This is a genomic window from Streptomyces sp. NBC_01478 (genome assembly GCF_036227225.1).
Taxonomy (GTDB): domain Bacteria; phylum Actinomycetota; class Actinomycetes; order Streptomycetales; family Streptomycetaceae; genus Streptomyces.
In genome coordinates this window covers 4014969-4029711 of the sequence record NZ_CP109444.1, presented here as the reverse complement: position 1 = coordinate 4029711, position 14743 = coordinate 4014969, and the positions used below count along the sequence as shown (strand labels likewise).

Annotated in this window: 19 protein-coding genes and 3 pseudogenes; 7 read left to right on the top strand and 15 right to left on the bottom strand. The window is 67.1% G+C overall.

The window, feature by feature from the left end; all coding sequences use genetic code 11:
• Positions 1-140 precede the first annotated feature (140 nt).
• Genes OG223_RS18065 through OG223_RS18055 form a run of 3 tightly spaced genes read left to right on the top strand, consistent with a single transcriptional unit; the run spans position 141 to position 2677 of the window.
• The gene (locus tag OG223_RS18065) at positions 141-659 is read left to right on the top strand and encodes a hypothetical protein (protein WP_329249336.1); all 519 of its coding nucleotides are present in this window, start codon (positions 141-143) and stop codon (positions 657-659) included.
• 9 nt (positions 660-668) lie between these two features.
• On the top strand, positions 669-2009 hold the full coding sequence (locus OG223_RS18060) for a sensor histidine kinase (RefSeq protein WP_329249333.1): 1341 nt from the start codon (positions 669-671) through the stop codon (positions 2007-2009).
• Positions 2010-2029: 20 nt separating this feature from the next.
• A complete protein-coding gene (locus OG223_RS18055) occupies positions 2030-2677 on the top strand; it encodes a response regulator transcription factor (protein ID WP_329249330.1) in 648 nt (215 codons plus the stop codon).
• A gap of 9 nt (positions 2678-2686) precedes the next feature.
• Here OG223_RS18055 and OG223_RS18050 read toward each other — a convergent pair whose 3' ends face one another.
• Positions 2687-3313 (bottom strand): class F sortase, encoded by a 627-nt coding sequence (locus OG223_RS18050; RefSeq protein WP_329249327.1) that lies wholly within the window; start codon positions 3311-3313, stop codon positions 2687-2689.
• A 118-nt stretch (positions 3314-3431) separates the two neighbouring features.
• Positions 3432-3950 (bottom strand): hypothetical protein, encoded by a 519-nt coding sequence (locus OG223_RS18045; protein ID WP_329249324.1) that lies wholly within the window; start codon positions 3948-3950, stop codon positions 3432-3434.
• Between the two features lie 306 nt (positions 3951-4256).
• Between OG223_RS18045 and OG223_RS18040 the strand changes: the two genes are divergently transcribed.
• Positions 4257-4856 (top strand): NADPH-dependent FMN reductase, encoded by a 600-nt coding sequence (locus tag OG223_RS18040; RefSeq protein ID WP_329249321.1) that lies wholly within the window; start codon positions 4257-4259, stop codon positions 4854-4856.
• A 127-nt stretch (positions 4857-4983) separates the two neighbouring features.
• On the opposite strand, the gene OG223_RS18035 is transcribed toward OG223_RS18040, so the two are convergent.
• The 3 genes from OG223_RS18035 to OG223_RS18025 form a co-directional block, all read right to left on the bottom strand.
• Positions 4984-5232, bottom strand: a complete 249-nt coding sequence (locus OG223_RS18035; RefSeq protein ID WP_329249318.1) for a hypothetical protein — start codon at positions 5230-5232, stop codon at positions 4984-4986.
• A 171-nt stretch (positions 5233-5403) separates the two neighbouring features.
• Positions 5404-5580: a DUF397 domain-containing protein gene (locus OG223_RS18030; protein ID WP_329249315.1), complete on the bottom strand. Its 177-nt coding sequence runs from the start codon at positions 5578-5580 to the stop codon at positions 5404-5406.
• Between the two features lie 3 nt (positions 5581-5583).
• Entirely contained in the window at positions 5584-6465 is an 882-nt protein-coding gene (locus OG223_RS18025; RefSeq protein ID WP_329249312.1) for a helix-turn-helix domain-containing protein, read from the bottom strand.
• 197 nt (positions 6466-6662) lie between these two features.
• Here OG223_RS18025 and OG223_RS18020 point away from each other — a divergent pair, with 197 nt between their 5' ends.
• Positions 6663-7118, top strand: a complete 456-nt coding sequence (locus OG223_RS18020; protein ID WP_329249308.1) for an ATP-binding protein — start codon at positions 6663-6665, stop codon at positions 7116-7118.
• On the opposite strand, the gene OG223_RS18015 is transcribed toward OG223_RS18020, so the two are convergent.
• The 10 genes and pseudogenes from OG223_RS18015 to OG223_RS17975 all read right to left on the bottom strand — a co-directional run.
• Positions 7071-7571, bottom strand: coding sequence for a GNAT family N-acetyltransferase (locus tag OG223_RS18015; protein WP_329249305.1), 501 nt, complete (start codon positions 7569-7571; stop codon positions 7071-7073). The two genes, OG223_RS18020 and OG223_RS18015, sit on opposite strands and share 48 nt — an antisense overlap.
• A gap of 153 nt (positions 7572-7724) precedes the next feature.
• Positions 7725-8015: a hypothetical protein gene (locus OG223_RS18010; protein ID WP_329249302.1), complete on the bottom strand. Its 291-nt coding sequence runs from the start codon at positions 8013-8015 to the stop codon at positions 7725-7727.
• A 320-nt stretch (positions 8016-8335) separates the two neighbouring features.
• On the bottom strand, positions 8336-8704 hold the full coding sequence (locus OG223_RS18005; protein WP_329249300.1) for a hypothetical protein: 369 nt from the start codon (positions 8702-8704) through the stop codon (positions 8336-8338).
• A gap of 845 nt (positions 8705-9549) precedes the next feature.
• Complete coding sequence (locus OG223_RS18000; protein WP_329249297.1) at positions 9550-10170, bottom strand: DUF4265 domain-containing protein; 621 nt, start codon at positions 10168-10170, stop codon at positions 9550-9552.
• Entirely contained in the window at positions 10064-10414 is a 351-nt protein-coding gene (locus OG223_RS53960; protein ID WP_443073719.1) for an HNH endonuclease, read from the bottom strand. The genes OG223_RS18000 and OG223_RS53960 overlap by 107 nt, the downstream gene beginning before the upstream one ends.
• 170 nt (positions 10415-10584) lie before the next feature.
• Positions 10585-10800, bottom strand: a pseudogene (locus OG223_RS17995) (helix-turn-helix domain-containing protein); the annotation flags it as partial.
• Positions 10801-10835: 35 nt separating this feature from the next.
• Complete coding sequence (locus OG223_RS17990; RefSeq protein WP_103815984.1) at positions 10836-11174, bottom strand: helix-turn-helix domain-containing protein; 339 nt, start codon at positions 11172-11174, stop codon at positions 10836-10838.
• Positions 11171-11554: a type II toxin-antitoxin system RelE/ParE family toxin gene (locus OG223_RS17985; RefSeq protein WP_164313933.1), complete on the bottom strand. Its 384-nt coding sequence runs from the start codon at positions 11552-11554 to the stop codon at positions 11171-11173. Before OG223_RS17985 ends, OG223_RS17990 begins: the two co-directional genes overlap by 4 nt.
• Before the next feature lie 649 nt (positions 11555-12203).
• Positions 12204-12953 (bottom strand): transposase family protein, encoded by a 750-nt coding sequence (locus tag OG223_RS17980; RefSeq protein WP_329249287.1) that lies wholly within the window; start codon positions 12951-12953, stop codon positions 12204-12206.
• Between the two features lie 106 nt (positions 12954-13059).
• Positions 13060-13557, bottom strand: a pseudogene (locus OG223_RS17975) (transposase family protein); the annotation flags it as partial.
• Positions 13558-13669: 112 nt separating this feature from the next.
• On the opposite strand from OG223_RS17975, the pseudogene OG223_RS17970 reads away from it, so the two are divergent.
• Positions 13670-13894, top strand: a pseudogene (locus tag OG223_RS17970) (site-specific integrase); the annotation flags it as partial.
• Positions 13895-14013: 119 nt separating this feature from the next.
• Complete coding sequence (locus tag OG223_RS17965) at positions 14014-14730, top strand: hypothetical protein (RefSeq protein ID WP_329249284.1); 717 nt, start codon at positions 14014-14016, stop codon at positions 14728-14730.
• Positions 14731-14743 lie beyond the last annotated feature (13 nt).

The following is a 14743-nucleotide window of genomic DNA, read 5'->3' as shown; positions in this document are numbered from 1 at the left end:
TCCAGGCGGGGTTCGGTTAACCGAACCCCGCGCTTCCGTGCAGGCACCATCGTGTACAGCGGGCGGTGGCGGAACGCTGGAGACATCGGTTCACAGCAGTTCACACGGGCTGCGCCGACCCATGTGCAGGGGGATGCACCATGACCACCACCCGCGACCTGCCCACCCGGCCCACCGCCCCGGACCCGGCGCCCGTACTCGCCGCCCGGCGACTCGCGCGCGAACCCTTCACCCCCACCACCTGGCGCCGCACCGCCTACGCCCTCCTCGCCCTCCCGGTCGCCCTGGCCTGCATCCCGCTCGCGCTCCTCGGCGCCCCCACGGCCCGCTGGCAGCGCGGGCTCGTCCGCCGCTTCCTGGGTACGGAGATCCCGGGCACCGCACGCGTCGGCGGCCTGCCCCACGCGCTCCTCGCCACCCCGCTCAACCTCCTCACCGCGTTCATCACGCTCTACGGGTGGGCGATCGTCCCCATGAACATCGGCTGGCCGCTGCGCGCGGGCGACGACTACTCCAGTGCCTGGGGCGGCCCGACCTTCGCCGGCGCCTGGGCCTTCCACGCCGTTCTCGGCGGCATCGGGTTTCTGCTGCTGATGCCGTGGGTGGTCCGGGGCCTGACCGCCGTGCAGGTCCGTGTCGCCAGGTCGCTGCTCTCCTAGGTTGATCCCATGCCGAGCCTCCGCTCCCGCCTCCGCCCCCGCGTCACCGCCACCTTCGGCCGCCCCGCCCTGGCCGCCGTCCTCTACGGCGTGCTCGCCCTCCCGCTCGCCCTCGTCGGCTTCTTCCTCACGCTCGTCGGGCTGGTGTTCGGCGGGGCGCTGTCGGTGACCACGCTGGGGCTGTGGCTGCTGGCCGTCACCGTGCGGGGCGCGCTGGCGCTGGGCGCGGTGCAGCGAGGGCTCGCGCGGCGGCTGCTCGGACTGGAGATCGAGCAGCCGGGCGGGCCGAGCGCGGGGGAGGGCGGTGGCAGCGGGGTGCTCGGATGGCGGCGGGGGGTCCTGCTCGACCGGGCCGGCTGGCGGGCCGTCGGCTGCGCGCTGTTGACACCGTTCACAGCTGTTTTCGCGTACGCCGCCGTCGTCATCGGATACGTCTACGGCGCCCTGTTCACACTGCACCCGCTGCTCAAGCGCTGGAACTACACCACGGTTCACACCACCGGCGACCCGGCGCACCATGTGTCACTGGAGTTCTTCGGTTACCAACTCGATTCCTGGCCAAGCTGGTTGATTCCGTTCACAGCCGGATTGCTGTTGCTGGCCGTCGCACCCCTCCTCCTCCGTTACGCCCTCGGCCCCCACCGCGCCCTGTTGACCGTGCTGCTCGGCCCCGACGCCGTGACCCGCCGCATCCGCACCCTGGAGGAGACCCGCGCCCGAGCCGTCGACGACGCCGCGCTGACCCTCCGCCGTATCGAACGCGACCTGCACGACGGCACCCAGGCCCGCCTGGTCGCCCTCGCCATGCACCTCACCGCGATCCGCGAACTGGTCACCGCCGGCGCCGAACCCGACCGCGTCCTCGCCGTCGTCGACACCGCCCGGGGCAACGCCACCCAGGCCATCACCGACCTGCGCCATCTCGTCAAGGGCATCCATCCCCCCGTACTCGACGAGGGTCTGCACGCCGCCCTCACCACCCTCGCCGCCGACAGCGCGCTCCCCGTCACCCTCACCACCGACATCGGCACCCGCCCCACCCCGGCCGTCGAGACCATCGCCTACTTCTGCGCCGCCGAACTCCTCGCCAACGCCACGAAACACGCGCGCGCCACGGCCGCCGCGGTCGAGGTGACGGCCCGCGACGGACGCCTGCGCCTGCGCGTCACCGACGACGGCCAGGGCGGCGCGACGATCGGCGCGGGCTCCGGCCTGACCGGCCTCCTGGCCCGGGTCCGCACGGTCGACGGCACACTGACCTGCGACAGCCCGCACGGAGGCCCTACGGTGGTCACGGTCGAACTGCCCCATACGTGCCCCCCACGTGACCCCCCACCTGAGCGGACCTGAGCGGACCAGATCGGAGCGGCATGCGCGTCGTCATCGCCGAGGACTCGGCCCTCCTGCGCGACGGCCTGGTCCAGTTGCTCCGGCTACGGGACGTGGAGGTGGCCGCGGCGGTCGGCGACGCGGAGTCCCTGCTGGCCGCGGTCGCGGCCCACGCCCCGGACGTCGCCGTCGTCGACATCCGCCTCCCGCCCACCCAGACCGACGAGGGCGTACGAGCGGCCGTACGACTGCGGGAGCGGCACCCCGCGACCGGTGTGCTGCTGTTCTCGCAGTACGTCGAGACGACTCACGCGTCCCAACTCCTCGGCAACCCGGCCGGGTTCGGGTATCTCCTCAAGGAACGGGTCGTGGACATCGGCGAGTTCGTCGGCGCGCTGGAACGCGTCGCGGCCGGCGGCACCGCACTCGACCCCGAGGTGGTCGCCCAACTCTTCGGCGCCGCCCGCCGATCCACCGCCCTCGACACCCTCACGCCCCGCGAACGCGAGGTCCTCGCGCTGATGGCGGAGGGCCGCACCAACCACGCGATCGCCACCACGTTCACGGTCTCCGAACGAGCCGTGGAGAAGCACGTCGCGAACATCTTCACCAAGCTGGACCTGCCCCCGTCGGAGACGGGAAACCGGCGGGTGCTGGCGGTGCTCCGCTACTTGGAAGGCGGCCGGTAAGGGGCCTGGTCACCGGCTGCCGCTGAGGTGCGCGAACACGACCACATTCCCCTGATACCCCGTCGACCGCGAGTACCCGCCCCCGCACGTGATCACCCTCAACTCCGGCCGCCGCGCGGCCCCGTACACCTTCTGATCGGGAAAGCGGCTCGCCCGGTACACCTCGACCGCGTCCACCGTGAACAGCGCGACGCTGCCGTCCAACCGGTCCAGCTCGATGGTGTTGCCCTTCTTCAGGGCGCCGAGGTCGTAGAAGACGGCGGGCCCGTCGGCGTTGTCGACATGGCCTGCGACGATCGCCGTGCCGGTCTCACCGGGGGTGGTGCCGGCCTCGTACCAGCCGGCGAGGTTCTTCTTCGCGGCCGGGGGCACGTCCAGGCTGCCGGTGCTCGTCAACTTGAGGCCCATCAGCGGGGCGTTCACATGGATGGCCGGGATACGGATGCGGTCCGGCGGCGACGGCGGCAGCGCACGGGCCGCGACGCGCCCGGCGGCCGGGTCGGGCCGGGCCTCGGCGGCGGAGGGCTGCGGCGGCGCGTTCGTCCCGCCGCCGTCGGTCAGCAGCCACGCGCCCGCGCACAGGGAGACCACGGTGACGACCCCTATCGCGGTATTGCCGTATCCACGACGGCGCATGAGGAATCAACCCCTCTCCAGTAACTGGCCCCGCGCCCCCCTCCGGGCCACGAGGGGCGTCGGACCCGGAGGGGGAGGGGACTTGCGGTACCGGCGGACGGACAGCGGAGGGTGTCCGTCAGATCCTGTCGCCTCTCGCCCGGCGATGCAGGAGCCAGGTACCGCCCGCGGCGGCGACGGCGAGAGCCGCCACACCGGCCGCGGTCTGCACGGGGTCGGGGCCCAAGGCGCCGCCGACCCCCGTCTTCACACTTCCGCGCGGCTGCACCTGCTGCCGCATCGAGGCCAGCGTCACCATCAGATCGCCGCTGACCTGCCGGCCGTCCGTGCACTTCGCGACGATCTCGTACGTCCCCGGCTGCGCGCTCGGCGGCACCTTGAACTGCCCGATCGCATCGCCCTCGTGCGCACTCGGCGCCAGCGTGAACGTGCCGGCGCCCACCGCGCTGGCATCACCGGCGGCCGTACCGTCGTCACCGCACGCCGCCGTGTTCACCGTGACGTCGCCGCCCGGCACGGCACTCGACGGGAACACCTCCAGGCTGCCCCTCTCGCCGCCGTACGCCGGTGCGGTCGCGAGACCCGCGGCGGCGACGGCGAGCGCGGTGCCGGTCAGCAGACGGGCGGTACGTCGCATCGGTGCTCCTCCGAGCTGTGGTTGGCTGCCCTTCCGAGGTAAGTGGCACCGGGCCGGGCCCGCTTCCTGAGCGAGCGTCAGAAATGTGGTGAATGGGTGTCAGGGACCCGCGCCCGCGCCCCGTCCCGCCGCCGTTTCAGCAGGTCATAGGGGTACGACGGACCGCTCCCGGAGAAGAACCCGAAGAGTGCGGGCCGCGCGTGTGAACGGGTGACCGGAGCCCCTGGCGACAGCACGACAACGACAACGACAACGCGACCGGCCGAGCTTGACCTCAAGAATGGTTGAGGTACCAGGCTGCCCCGCATGGACACCGACACTGCTCCTCTCGCGGTCACCGTCGTCATCGGCAGCAACCGGCACGGCCGCTTCGGCCCGGTCGTCGCCGACTGGCTCCTCACCCACGTCGACGACCGCGCCGACCTCACCCTCCAGGTGGTCGACGTCGCCGACACCGGCCACCTGCCCACGACCCTCGCCCCGACCCCGGAAGCGACCGCCGCACTCGCCGGCATCACCCCGAAACTGTCCTCGGCCGACGCCTTCGTCGTCCTCACCCCCGAGTACAACCACTCCTTCCCCGCCGGCCTCAAGAACCTGATCGACTGGCACTTCACCGAGTGGCGCGCCAAACCCGTCGCCCTGGTCTCCTACGGCGGCCTCGCGGGCGGCCTGCGCGCGGTGGAACACCTGCGCCAGGTCTTCGCCGAACTCCACGCCGTCACGGTCCGCGACACCGTCTCCTTCCACAACGCGGGCGCGAGCTTCGACGACCGCGGCCGCCTCAAGGACCCCTCGGCCCCGGACGCGGCGGCGAAGACGATGCTGGACCAACTCGTTTGGTGGGGCCGGGCGTTGAAGGAGGCGCGGGAGGCGCGGCCGCTGACCTCTCTCGGTGGGGGCTGAGCCCGGGCGCCCCGGCCGACGTGAGGGCGGGCAACGAAAAAGGGGGCGACCGACACAGGTCGGCCGCCCCCTTCACACCGTCACGCATGGCCCGGTGCGCTACCCGGTCCGGCGCCGGGTGGACGTGTCAGTAACCGAAGATGCCCTGGAACGTCCCGCGGTCCCACTCGTGGTCGGTCTTGCTGGTCGAGGAGTAGACGGGACCGACGTGGTCGATGACCCCGGCGAACATGGTGGTGTCGGTGTGCCCGGAGCCCTGGGAACCGGTGCCCTGGACAACCCCGTTGTCGTCGCCGTGGGCGAGAGCGGCACCGGCGCCGCCGAGCAGGATGCCCACGGCGAGGACGGACGTGGTCAGGGCGGAACGCATACGCATGACTACTCCCAAGGATCTCTGGAGGACGCGCCGAAAAACAGACGCGCCGGTCGGTTCAACGCCACAAACGATCACTGAAAACGCCATGCCACCTCGGTGACGCCACGTGATTCCCGCCGGGATTCACTCAAACGGGAACCTGTGCCGCGTCAATCGACCTGGCGGGCGAAGCTACTCCTGGAGGGCAGCTTTGAAGAACGTCCAGGTGGTGGGGTGGAGGTGGAGGGAGGGGCCGTTGGGGGTCTTGGAGTCGCGTACGGCGACGGTCGTGGGGATGTTGGTGGCTATCTCGACGCACTCGGCTGCGTCGTTGCTGTAGCTGGACTTGCAGTACGCGAATTCAGGCACGGCTCAAAGTTCCTTGCATAGCTTGTCGAGCAACGACACCGACTCCCGCTCGTCCAGGGAGCATTCGGTGATCCTCTCAAACAGGTCATCGTAGGCTGCGGCGGCTTCTCCGCCTTCCACCCAACGCTCGGCGAAGGGCGCTTCCACGTATACGACGTCCATGGCGCCCGGTTCGGCGAACGAGATGATGTTGAACGAGCCGTTGAGGCCCGCGTGCGTGCCAGCGGTGAAGGGGAAGATCCGGAGGCTGACGCTCGGTAGGTCGGCCGCTCGCACCAACTCTTCGAGTTGAACTCTGGCTGTCGCCGCTCCCCCGGGGAAGTTGCGGAGGACCGCTTCGTAAATCACCACTCGTAGCGTCAGCGGCGGGTCCTGAAGCAGTCGGCGCTGACGGGCGAGGCGAGCCGCGATGAACTCGTCGTCCGACACGGGGCTCTTGGTCACCGCGGCCGCGGGGGTTTCTCTCAACGCCCGTACGTACTCGGAGGTTTGGAGCAGTCCCGGCACGAACGCCGGTTGCCACGCCTTGATGGCCGTAGCGGCGCTCTCCAGCGCGACGTACTCCTGCATGACACCCGGGATGGCGAAGTCGTCCCACCACCCCTTCGCCTTACGGCGTTCGCGGTCGATCCTGGCCAGTTCGAGGAGCCCGCCGACGACACCCGGGTCGCGGACGCCGTACAACTCACACAGCGCCCGAAGGTCGGGGTCGCGCATGGGAACCCAACCACCCTCCATCTTCGCGACCTTGGTCGTGGACGCGGTGAGGGCCTTGCCCGCCTGGGTTTGGTTCAGGCCGGCCGCCGTGCGCAATTTGGTGAGTTCGCCACCGAGTCGGCGTCCCAGGACGGTCGATGTGCTGTGGCCCTGCGTCGGCGGTGTCACGTAGGTACCCCTTCAGGCGTGTGCGTGTGATCAGTCTGGCGCGGCGCCGCGAGGCATAGCAAACACCCTTCGGGGGAATTCCTCCGAGAGTTACTTGCATAAGATGCAGAGCTGCCTCTACCGTCGGTCACGAACTGATCGCAGAGCGGCGCCACTTGACCCACGGCGTAGCTCGCCCCTGCCCGGAGGTCCGCGATATGTCCGAGGTCCCGCTCCAGTACGACCGCCTCGACTACACCCCGTTGCCCAAGAGCGTCACCCTCGCCCGGCACCGGGCGCACCGTCTCCTCGCGGAGTGGGGCCACCCCGAACTCGCCGCGGACACAGCCCTGTTGGTCTCGGAGCTGGGCGGCAACGCCGTGCTGCACGGCTGTCTGCGGGACCGCTTGTTCCGCGTCGAACTCACCCTCACCGAACGCGTCGTACGCATCGCGGTGTCCGACCCGAAGGGCGAGTTACGCCCGAACCTGCGGGAGGCGACCGAGGACGACATGTTCGGCCGTGGACTGCTGATCGTCAGTCAGATCGCCGACCGCTGGGGCGTGCACGAGCTGACCGTCGGCAAGGCGGTGTGGTGCGAGCTGGACGTCGTACGGCAGCAGCACTCACACGGCCCGTTCCATGCAGACCAGTTGACCCCGGTCGTCCCATGACTCGGTGACGGCGAAGCCGAACCGTTCGTACAGGGCGATGGCCCCGGTCCGCCACTTCCACACGGACAGCCGCACGGCGCTCGCGCCACTTTCCGCGGCCTGCGCGAGCGCGCCACCGAGCAGCTCGGACGCGATGCCCCGGCCCCGGTAAGCCGGATCCGTCCAGAGCCGCTTGACCTCCGACCGCCCGTCGACGGGCGCGGTCACCACCAGACAGCCCACCGCGGTGCTCCCGCTGAGAGCCACCAGCACGACATCGTCGGCGAACGCGATGCGCGGGTCCGAGATCTCCGCTCGGTAGCGCTCCGGCAACCCGTCCACATCGGCAACGGGCGTCCTTTTCTCGGCCTCCGTTTGGAGGTGATAGGCAGCCAGCAACGAGTCAAGCCCGTCCTCGGCGGAAAGAGCCCGGCCCGGCCGACGAACGATGGAAACCTCGCGCTGATCAGTCATGACGCCAGTATCCGTTGTGATCTGGCGTGATCTTCAGTGCTGATCATCACGATTGACCCGTCTCCACACCAAGGGACTCCAGGAACGGCAAGTACGTCGCCTCATCCCGCCGGGGGTCGATCCGCGGGCCGTCGTCGTCAGTTGGCCTGCTGGCTACCGCGTGGCGTTGCAGGGCTCGGTTCCGGCGTAGTCGTACGACCATCTCGTGGGTGTGTCGGGAGCGAATGTGAGCTCGTAGACGTGCCACACATCGGTCAGCGGGTGCCTTCGCGAGCCAAGCGCGCGTTGCCGTGTCGGCGGCTGACCGGACTCGTCCAGCATCACGATCCGGGTGCGACCGTGGAACGGCCCGCCTCGAACTCTGATGCCCACCTTGCCGTCCACGATCTTGCCACCCACCCATCGGGCGATCAGCTCCAGATGATCACCGTGCTCACCGCTCATGTCGCCAGCCAACCACTGCCGTTGGCCTTTGGCGGCCCGGCTGCTTCGGTGGTGAGTGAACACAGTCACTGGGTCCTGCGGTGGCGGATGAGGGTGCCGGCGATACCGACGAAGGTGAGGGGGCTTCTGTGCCGCGACGGGCGATGCACGCCACGATCTGCCGGTGGCGCGGCCATCCTCACAAGTGGTCGAAGCCGTAACCCTTTTCTGCTCCACAAATCACTTCAGCTCACCCCGCCTCGACCGCTGAGGGCCAATTCTGGTTGCGGGTTCGGGAGTCGCACCGCAACCGGGTTTTCCAGTGTCACTGGGAGAACTCGTCATACTGGCCGTCTAATCAAAGCCGCCAATACAAGATCCACGCTTTCGTTAACAAGAACGATCGCGCCCAGCTCGCCAGCCCTCACAGAAAGCAATCCTACTCGGCCATCCGAATCTTCGAGGGCGGGAAAGAAGATCTCCCATCCAACTCGCAACTCCCGAACTTCGTCGAGCGAGTCGTATCTGTGCCTGTAGATATCAAGCACATCCTTGGCTGACGGGAAGGTAACTTCGACGACGCTGTCAGACTTGGAGGCCAGCGCGGCAACCAATCGATCGACGTCCTCCGCGAGAGCCGCAGGCCGGAACGCGGATAGCAGCTCAGCGATGCTCTCAATCCTTACCTGCTTCACGGTATTCGCCTCCATGCCGGATATGTATCCCCTGTCATCGTTCCCTCGATTAGCACCTTGAAATCTATCCAAGGATCGTCATTTAGCGGGCGCTGTTGTCCGACTTGAGGCCAGCGGGGTCGCTTCAGTGACTAGGGCGCTTCTGGCGAATCTTGGCACCGCCCTCGGGCTGGAACGGGTAAACCTGGCGAAGCATCCGGCGTCGGGTGGATCGGATCGCTAGGCGCCTGACCGGGAGTCATCGGAATGGCCCTGGTCGCGCCAGTCCTCAGCGCCATCCCCTGATCCCGCTCCAGACCGATTGTGCCGCTCGGTGCCCTGCGCTCCAACCTGGCAGAGCCCCTTCGGCGCGTTGTAGCGGCCTCACCGGAACCTCAATTCCGGTGAGGCCGCTAACCGCATACCGATTGGCCGCTAATTAAATCCTATTCGATAGGTTGAAATGCGTCGTGAGTCGCATAGAAGCTAATGGCTGCGCAAGCTTCCTCCGTGCTTGGCTCCGGGCCTCTCCGCCAGCTTTTCCAGACTCTCAGGACATCTCTCACAAGATGTACTTCCAGCATGTACACCATCCCCTCGGGCTCGCCGTCCGCTTCTTCGTCGACCAGAGCAACCCGACTGGAGGGCTCGATCAGAGGCCCCGCTTCGCGGTAGATCGTGAGATCACCGTCTACCTGCTCAATGTTGCGCAGCAAGTCAGCAAGCCTGAGCTGGGATGACTCATCCCCAAAGTGAGAATCCACCGACACCTCCCGGATGAAACAAGTTCTGCAGGTTGCCTGCGTTGCCGTCACTGTTGCCGTCAAGACCCCCAGAAGCCCCGCCAGAATGAAATCCGGCGGGACTTCTTGCGGACCATGTTAATGGTCTGACTCTGGCAATCCGAGTCCGTCGCGATGAGCCCTCGCGAGGGCACTCTCTTCGATGCCGATTTTCCCTTCACTGGCAATGCGAAGGAGAGCGGTTCTCATGGATGCGTAATCAACATGCGACGGCACGTCGATTGCCCACAAAGATCCGGTTGCATCAATCTCCCAGGAACAATCAAAGGCGCGGAGCATGGTGTCGACTTCCCCTCGCGCGCCGTCACCTTTGATGATTATGCGGACCGTCGAATGGCCGGACTCAGAAACGAACTCCTCGAACACGAGCTCCCTTCGCTCGTGATCAGCCCTGACCCGCACGATATCCCCGAAGGAAACACCCTTCACGTAGAAGGGGGTGTTCCGAACCTGAACCTCCATCTTCACGGAAGTCTTCCCAGTCCAGAGCCGCTCCGCAGACGCACGCGCCCAGTGGGCTGTCTCTTCAGGGAGGTCGAAGGCTACCTTGTACAGCCTCTCAGGCTTATCGTCCGAAGCTGACTTTCCGGCGCTAGGCATCGAGGAAATCTCTGAGCTCATCGTCCCAATCCTCCAGAGGCTTCGTGAATTTATCCCTGTTGCATCGACGGCAGGCCACAGCATTATGGTCGCCGCCATGTCCGCCCCTGGCCCTCGGCTCTGAGTGGTCGATCTGGGCATCGTCGGGCCTCCCCTTGAGGGCGTTTCCATTGGCATCTCGCGATGCGCGCCGTTCCACCGTCTGCCCGCAGTAGTCACACTTGTACTCGCCGCCATTCTTTGCGGCGTTAGCGTCGTAGACCTTCTGCCTCTCAGCATCAGTGAAATCCAAATAAGCTCTGTTGCAGTTATGGACAAGGACCGGCGTAGCCCCCGCCAGCACATAGTACGTATGCAGGCCAGCCCGCTCCTACCTGCAAGTTTGCTGGTCAGCGGGCGATTTGACAGTCGCCGGATGTTCGTGGTCGTGCGCTGGAGTTTGCTGGTATTGCCGTCACTACTGCCGTCAGTGGTCTACACCGCCTGGGGAATTCCAGGAATTCCGAATGCGTGTCAAGCGGCTTTGTCGTGCGGGGTGAGGCTGATGGTCAGGTCGGCGCCGAGAGCCTGAGCCAGGCGGCGCAGGAGGGGAAGCGTGGGCACGGTCCCGCCGCCTTCGAAGCGGGAGATCTGCGGCTGCTTCATCCCGCACCGCTCGGCCAGCTCGGCCTGGGACAGCCCGAGCTCGATGCGCCGGTCGTGGACGAGTTGCCCGAGCTCACGGGCGAGCGCGGAAGGCGGGTCCTGCATGGTTCCTCCCCGCCTCAAGCCGCTGGGGCGACGATGGTGACGGTGGGCTCGTCTCCGCCGGCGAGGTGCACGTCCACCGTGAGGTCCAGTGCGCGGGCCAGGCGCATGATGACCGCGATGGGCGGCAGCTCGGTGGCCGTCTCGATGCCTTCGATGTCATCGACGTCGACGTGCATGCGCTCGGCGAGATCGGCCTCGCTCAGCCCGAGTTGCTTACGCCGGTCGTAGACGGCCTTGCCCAACGTCATGGCGAGGCCGGCCTCTTCGTAGACCCGGTCGTACTCGGGGTCAGCATCCAAGTGTTCGCCCAGCAGCTGGCGGTGGCGACGGGTCCTCCATTCGCTGTGGTTCATCGGTTCTCCTTGAGGTTGCGGCTGTAGAGGTCGTGCTCGGCGGCGGCTTCATGCTCTGCCTCGCACAATCGCTGTGCGGCGTGGGCGCGGTCCACTTCGGCCTGCTCGCGCATCTTGGTCTTGCGGAACACGGTGAGCAGCACGACACGTCGGCCGGGCGCCAGCCAGTAGGTGATCCGCTGATGGGCATCGCCGAGGCGGAAGCGCAGCTCGCGGAGCTTGCCGCCCAGGTGGCGGGAGTGTGGTTCGTCGAGCGTGGTGGGCTGCTCGGCGAGCAGGTCGGCGACGCGTTCGGCCTGCTTGTAGTGATGAGCGGGAATGTTCGCCAGCCACAGCCGCACCTCCGGCTCGATCTCGATCGAGTACCGCCTGCTGTCCATAGCACCGATGATATATGGCACGGGGCGCGAGAGCGCGACTTCGTAACTCAGGTCGTGTGCCGTCGCCGCGACCGCAGCCACTCCAGCGTCGCACACCCCCGTACTCCCCCCTTCGTCCTGACGCCACGGCGCCGCCCGCAAACCAGCGGCAGCCTGCCGAGGCAGCGCAGGGTCGGCTTCTTTCGGCAGGATCGGGCCCGAGCGGGAGAGGCAGCGTACGGCCGGGCTGGTGCGTCGCCCAGTCTGGCGGAGCGGGGCCGGGGCGGGAGAAGTCGGCCCCCGACAGGCGGCCGGGAGCTTCGCTCCCCGCCGGAGGCAACGCCGACCACCGCCCTCGGCGAGTCCGGCGGCGGGCGTGAGGGTCGGCCCCCTGGTCGGCCATGTGCCTGCGATCCGGCCGTAGGACGGTCGTGGGCGACAACTTGCTCCGGCAGGAGTCCGGTTCCGGTCATCCCGGCAATCTGGCCGGTTGCCGCTCTCGCAGTCCTGGACCGTTCCCTTGCCGGGGCGGCTGGCCTCCCGAGCGAACGGCGGGCTTGTCGGCGACGGCGGTCAGCCAATGCGGGTGGGGCCCGCCTTGAACCTCGTAGAGAAAATCTGAACGCACCGCCCTGACCAGCGTCCCGGCACGGCGGGTCAGTGAGCTTCTTCAGCGTTGCCGCTCCAGGGTGAGGATGGCTTTGGCGATTGACGTCATGCGGTTTGGGCTGCATCGGGATCTGCGGAAGATCTGCCAGGACTTCAGGCGTGCGACGCCGCGTTCGACCGGTGCCCGGGCCGCGGCCAGGGCCCGGTTGAGGGTCTTCTCGGTGAGGGTGAGTTCCTGCAGGGGCCTGCGTTTGATGCCCGTGGTCACCCAGGGGCCGCTGCCCTGGTAGGCGAGGTCGGCCAGGATGGGGACGCCCTGGCGCTCGCAGATGCGGATGATCCGGTGGGTGCGGGCAGCGGTCAGGTCGTGAGCCCGGCCGGGCAATGCGGGCGAGAGCCGCAGCAGCCGGCCGGCCGGGTCGGTGACCACCTGCACGTTCACCCCGTGCCGGCGGTGTTTGTGGGAATAGTCGGCCCGTTCGTCGCCGACCCGGTCGCATTCGGCGAGCGTGCCGTCCAGCAGGACGAAGTCCGCATCGGCCTCGCGCAGGACTTTCAGCAGGCCCGGTGCACGGTCGGCGAGCAGGCGGATGACCGTGCTGGTGTAGGCGTGGGCGGTGGACTCGCTGATCCCGAACCCGGCAGCGATCTTCGCCAGGGTCGTGTGTTCGCGCAGGTACACCAGTGCCACCATCGCGCGCTGGGACGGGCGGAGCTTGCAGCGCCGGTCACCCTCACGGGTGACGATGAGCATCGTGACCCACTCCACGAGCGCATGGGGCAGGTCGAGTGCGGCAGGATAGATGACCAACGAGGCCCCCGAGCAGCGTGGTTGAGACGTCAGACATCTCGATCAGCAGCTCGGGGGCCTCGCTCGTTGCGCTTCATGGACCGTCACCTGATCGGTGGCCAACTCGAAGAAGCTCACTGATTCCGTGCTCGCGTGCCGCCGTCAGGTCATGTGTCGCGCCGGGCAGTGCGGGCGACGCCCACAGCAGCCGTCCGAACGGATCGGTCAGCACCTGAACGTTCATACCGTGATGCCGCTTCTTACCGGAGTAGTAGGGCCGGTCGGCGGCGATCCGGTTGATCGGCAGCACGGTGCCGTCCAGGATCACGTACGCCTTCGAACGGGCCATCACCATTGCCTCGTTGAGCGTGGGCGCAAGCGCGGCCAGAACGTCGATCGCCTCGCGGACGTAGCGGTACACCGTGGCAATCCCGATGCCGAACCCGGCCGCGAGCTGCGCATACGTGTCGCCACACCGCAGATGGGCCAGGGCGAGCAGGGCCTGGCGTCGGGGAGTCAGCCTCCGCCACCGACTGCCTGTCTCCCGACGTCGCACCACCAGCACCCGACTCAGGTGACGCAGGTGCACGGTGGACAGATCGATGGCCGACGGACAGACAAGCACACGGAGCTCCTGGAACGACGGTTGATCTTGGTCGACAACTCGTCTACCAGGAGCTTCGACGTTCCGCAGGCCCGTCCAACTCCGAGTCACCCTGGGCAGGTTGGAAGGTGCTCACTCCACCGCCACCCTGCTCCTGGAACAGGGCGTCGAACTCGTCGTGATCAAAGAACTCCTCGGCCACGCCCACATCGGCGTCACCGCCACCGTCTACGCCCACGTCCGACTCCGCCTCCAGAGAGACGCCATCGACACCCTCGGCACTGCCCTCAACGGTCCGACGACCATCGAGACGGCCAACGGCGACAAACCGCCGCCCTGCACTGCCTACGTCCGCTGACGTTGCCGTCAACTACTGCCGTCACCCATCGCAAGAGCCCCGTCGGGCAGACTTCCGACGGGGCTCAAATTTGCACATGCCCGGCATGAGGGCGCGTGTACGTGATGCATACTAAACACATGGAGGAACTGCTCAATATCACCGGCGAGAGTCTGAGTAAGTTTTTGACACGCTGGTACGGCGACCCAGATCTACCGATTTCCGCAAACCCAGAAGCAGCCAACATGCCACGCCCGCTGAGACTTTGGCATGAAGCCACTTCCCAGTGGTCTACGCCCGTGGCCACATTCAACCATCCTCTTAGCCGGAGCGAACTAGAGATCGAGGACGAAAAGCTGGTCTTCTGGGTTGAGAATCAGGGATGCTGGACGTGGTCCACCAACATTGATGGCGACGATCCAATCGTGTTTGATCGTCAACCAGGATCCGATCCCGAACCCTGGACACCTACGGGCGAAACACTTTCAGAATTTCTCCTTCATGCGACGGTGTTCGAAGCGATCATCGGATCACCCAACCAGATGCACGCGGAGAACGTCAACGAAGAAATTCTCTCTCAGATCATCTCTGAATTTCGACCGCTCCCACTGCCCCACTGGCGATGGCCCTCCGCGGACGTCAGAATTTTGGTGGGCACCGATCTGCTCGCCCAGGTCTCCAACAGCCTGATTACTGTCCCAAACGACACGACACGCCGATTTGATGTGTCTGTTGCGGCACCCGCACCAGAACTCCTCACTCCACTCGCCAAAATCGCCAACGTTCCCTGGAAGCGCTATACGGCAATCGAACCGCAAGAGTCCAGTTGGGACGATCTCCCGGACTTCCTGCGATAAGCAAACCTCCGAC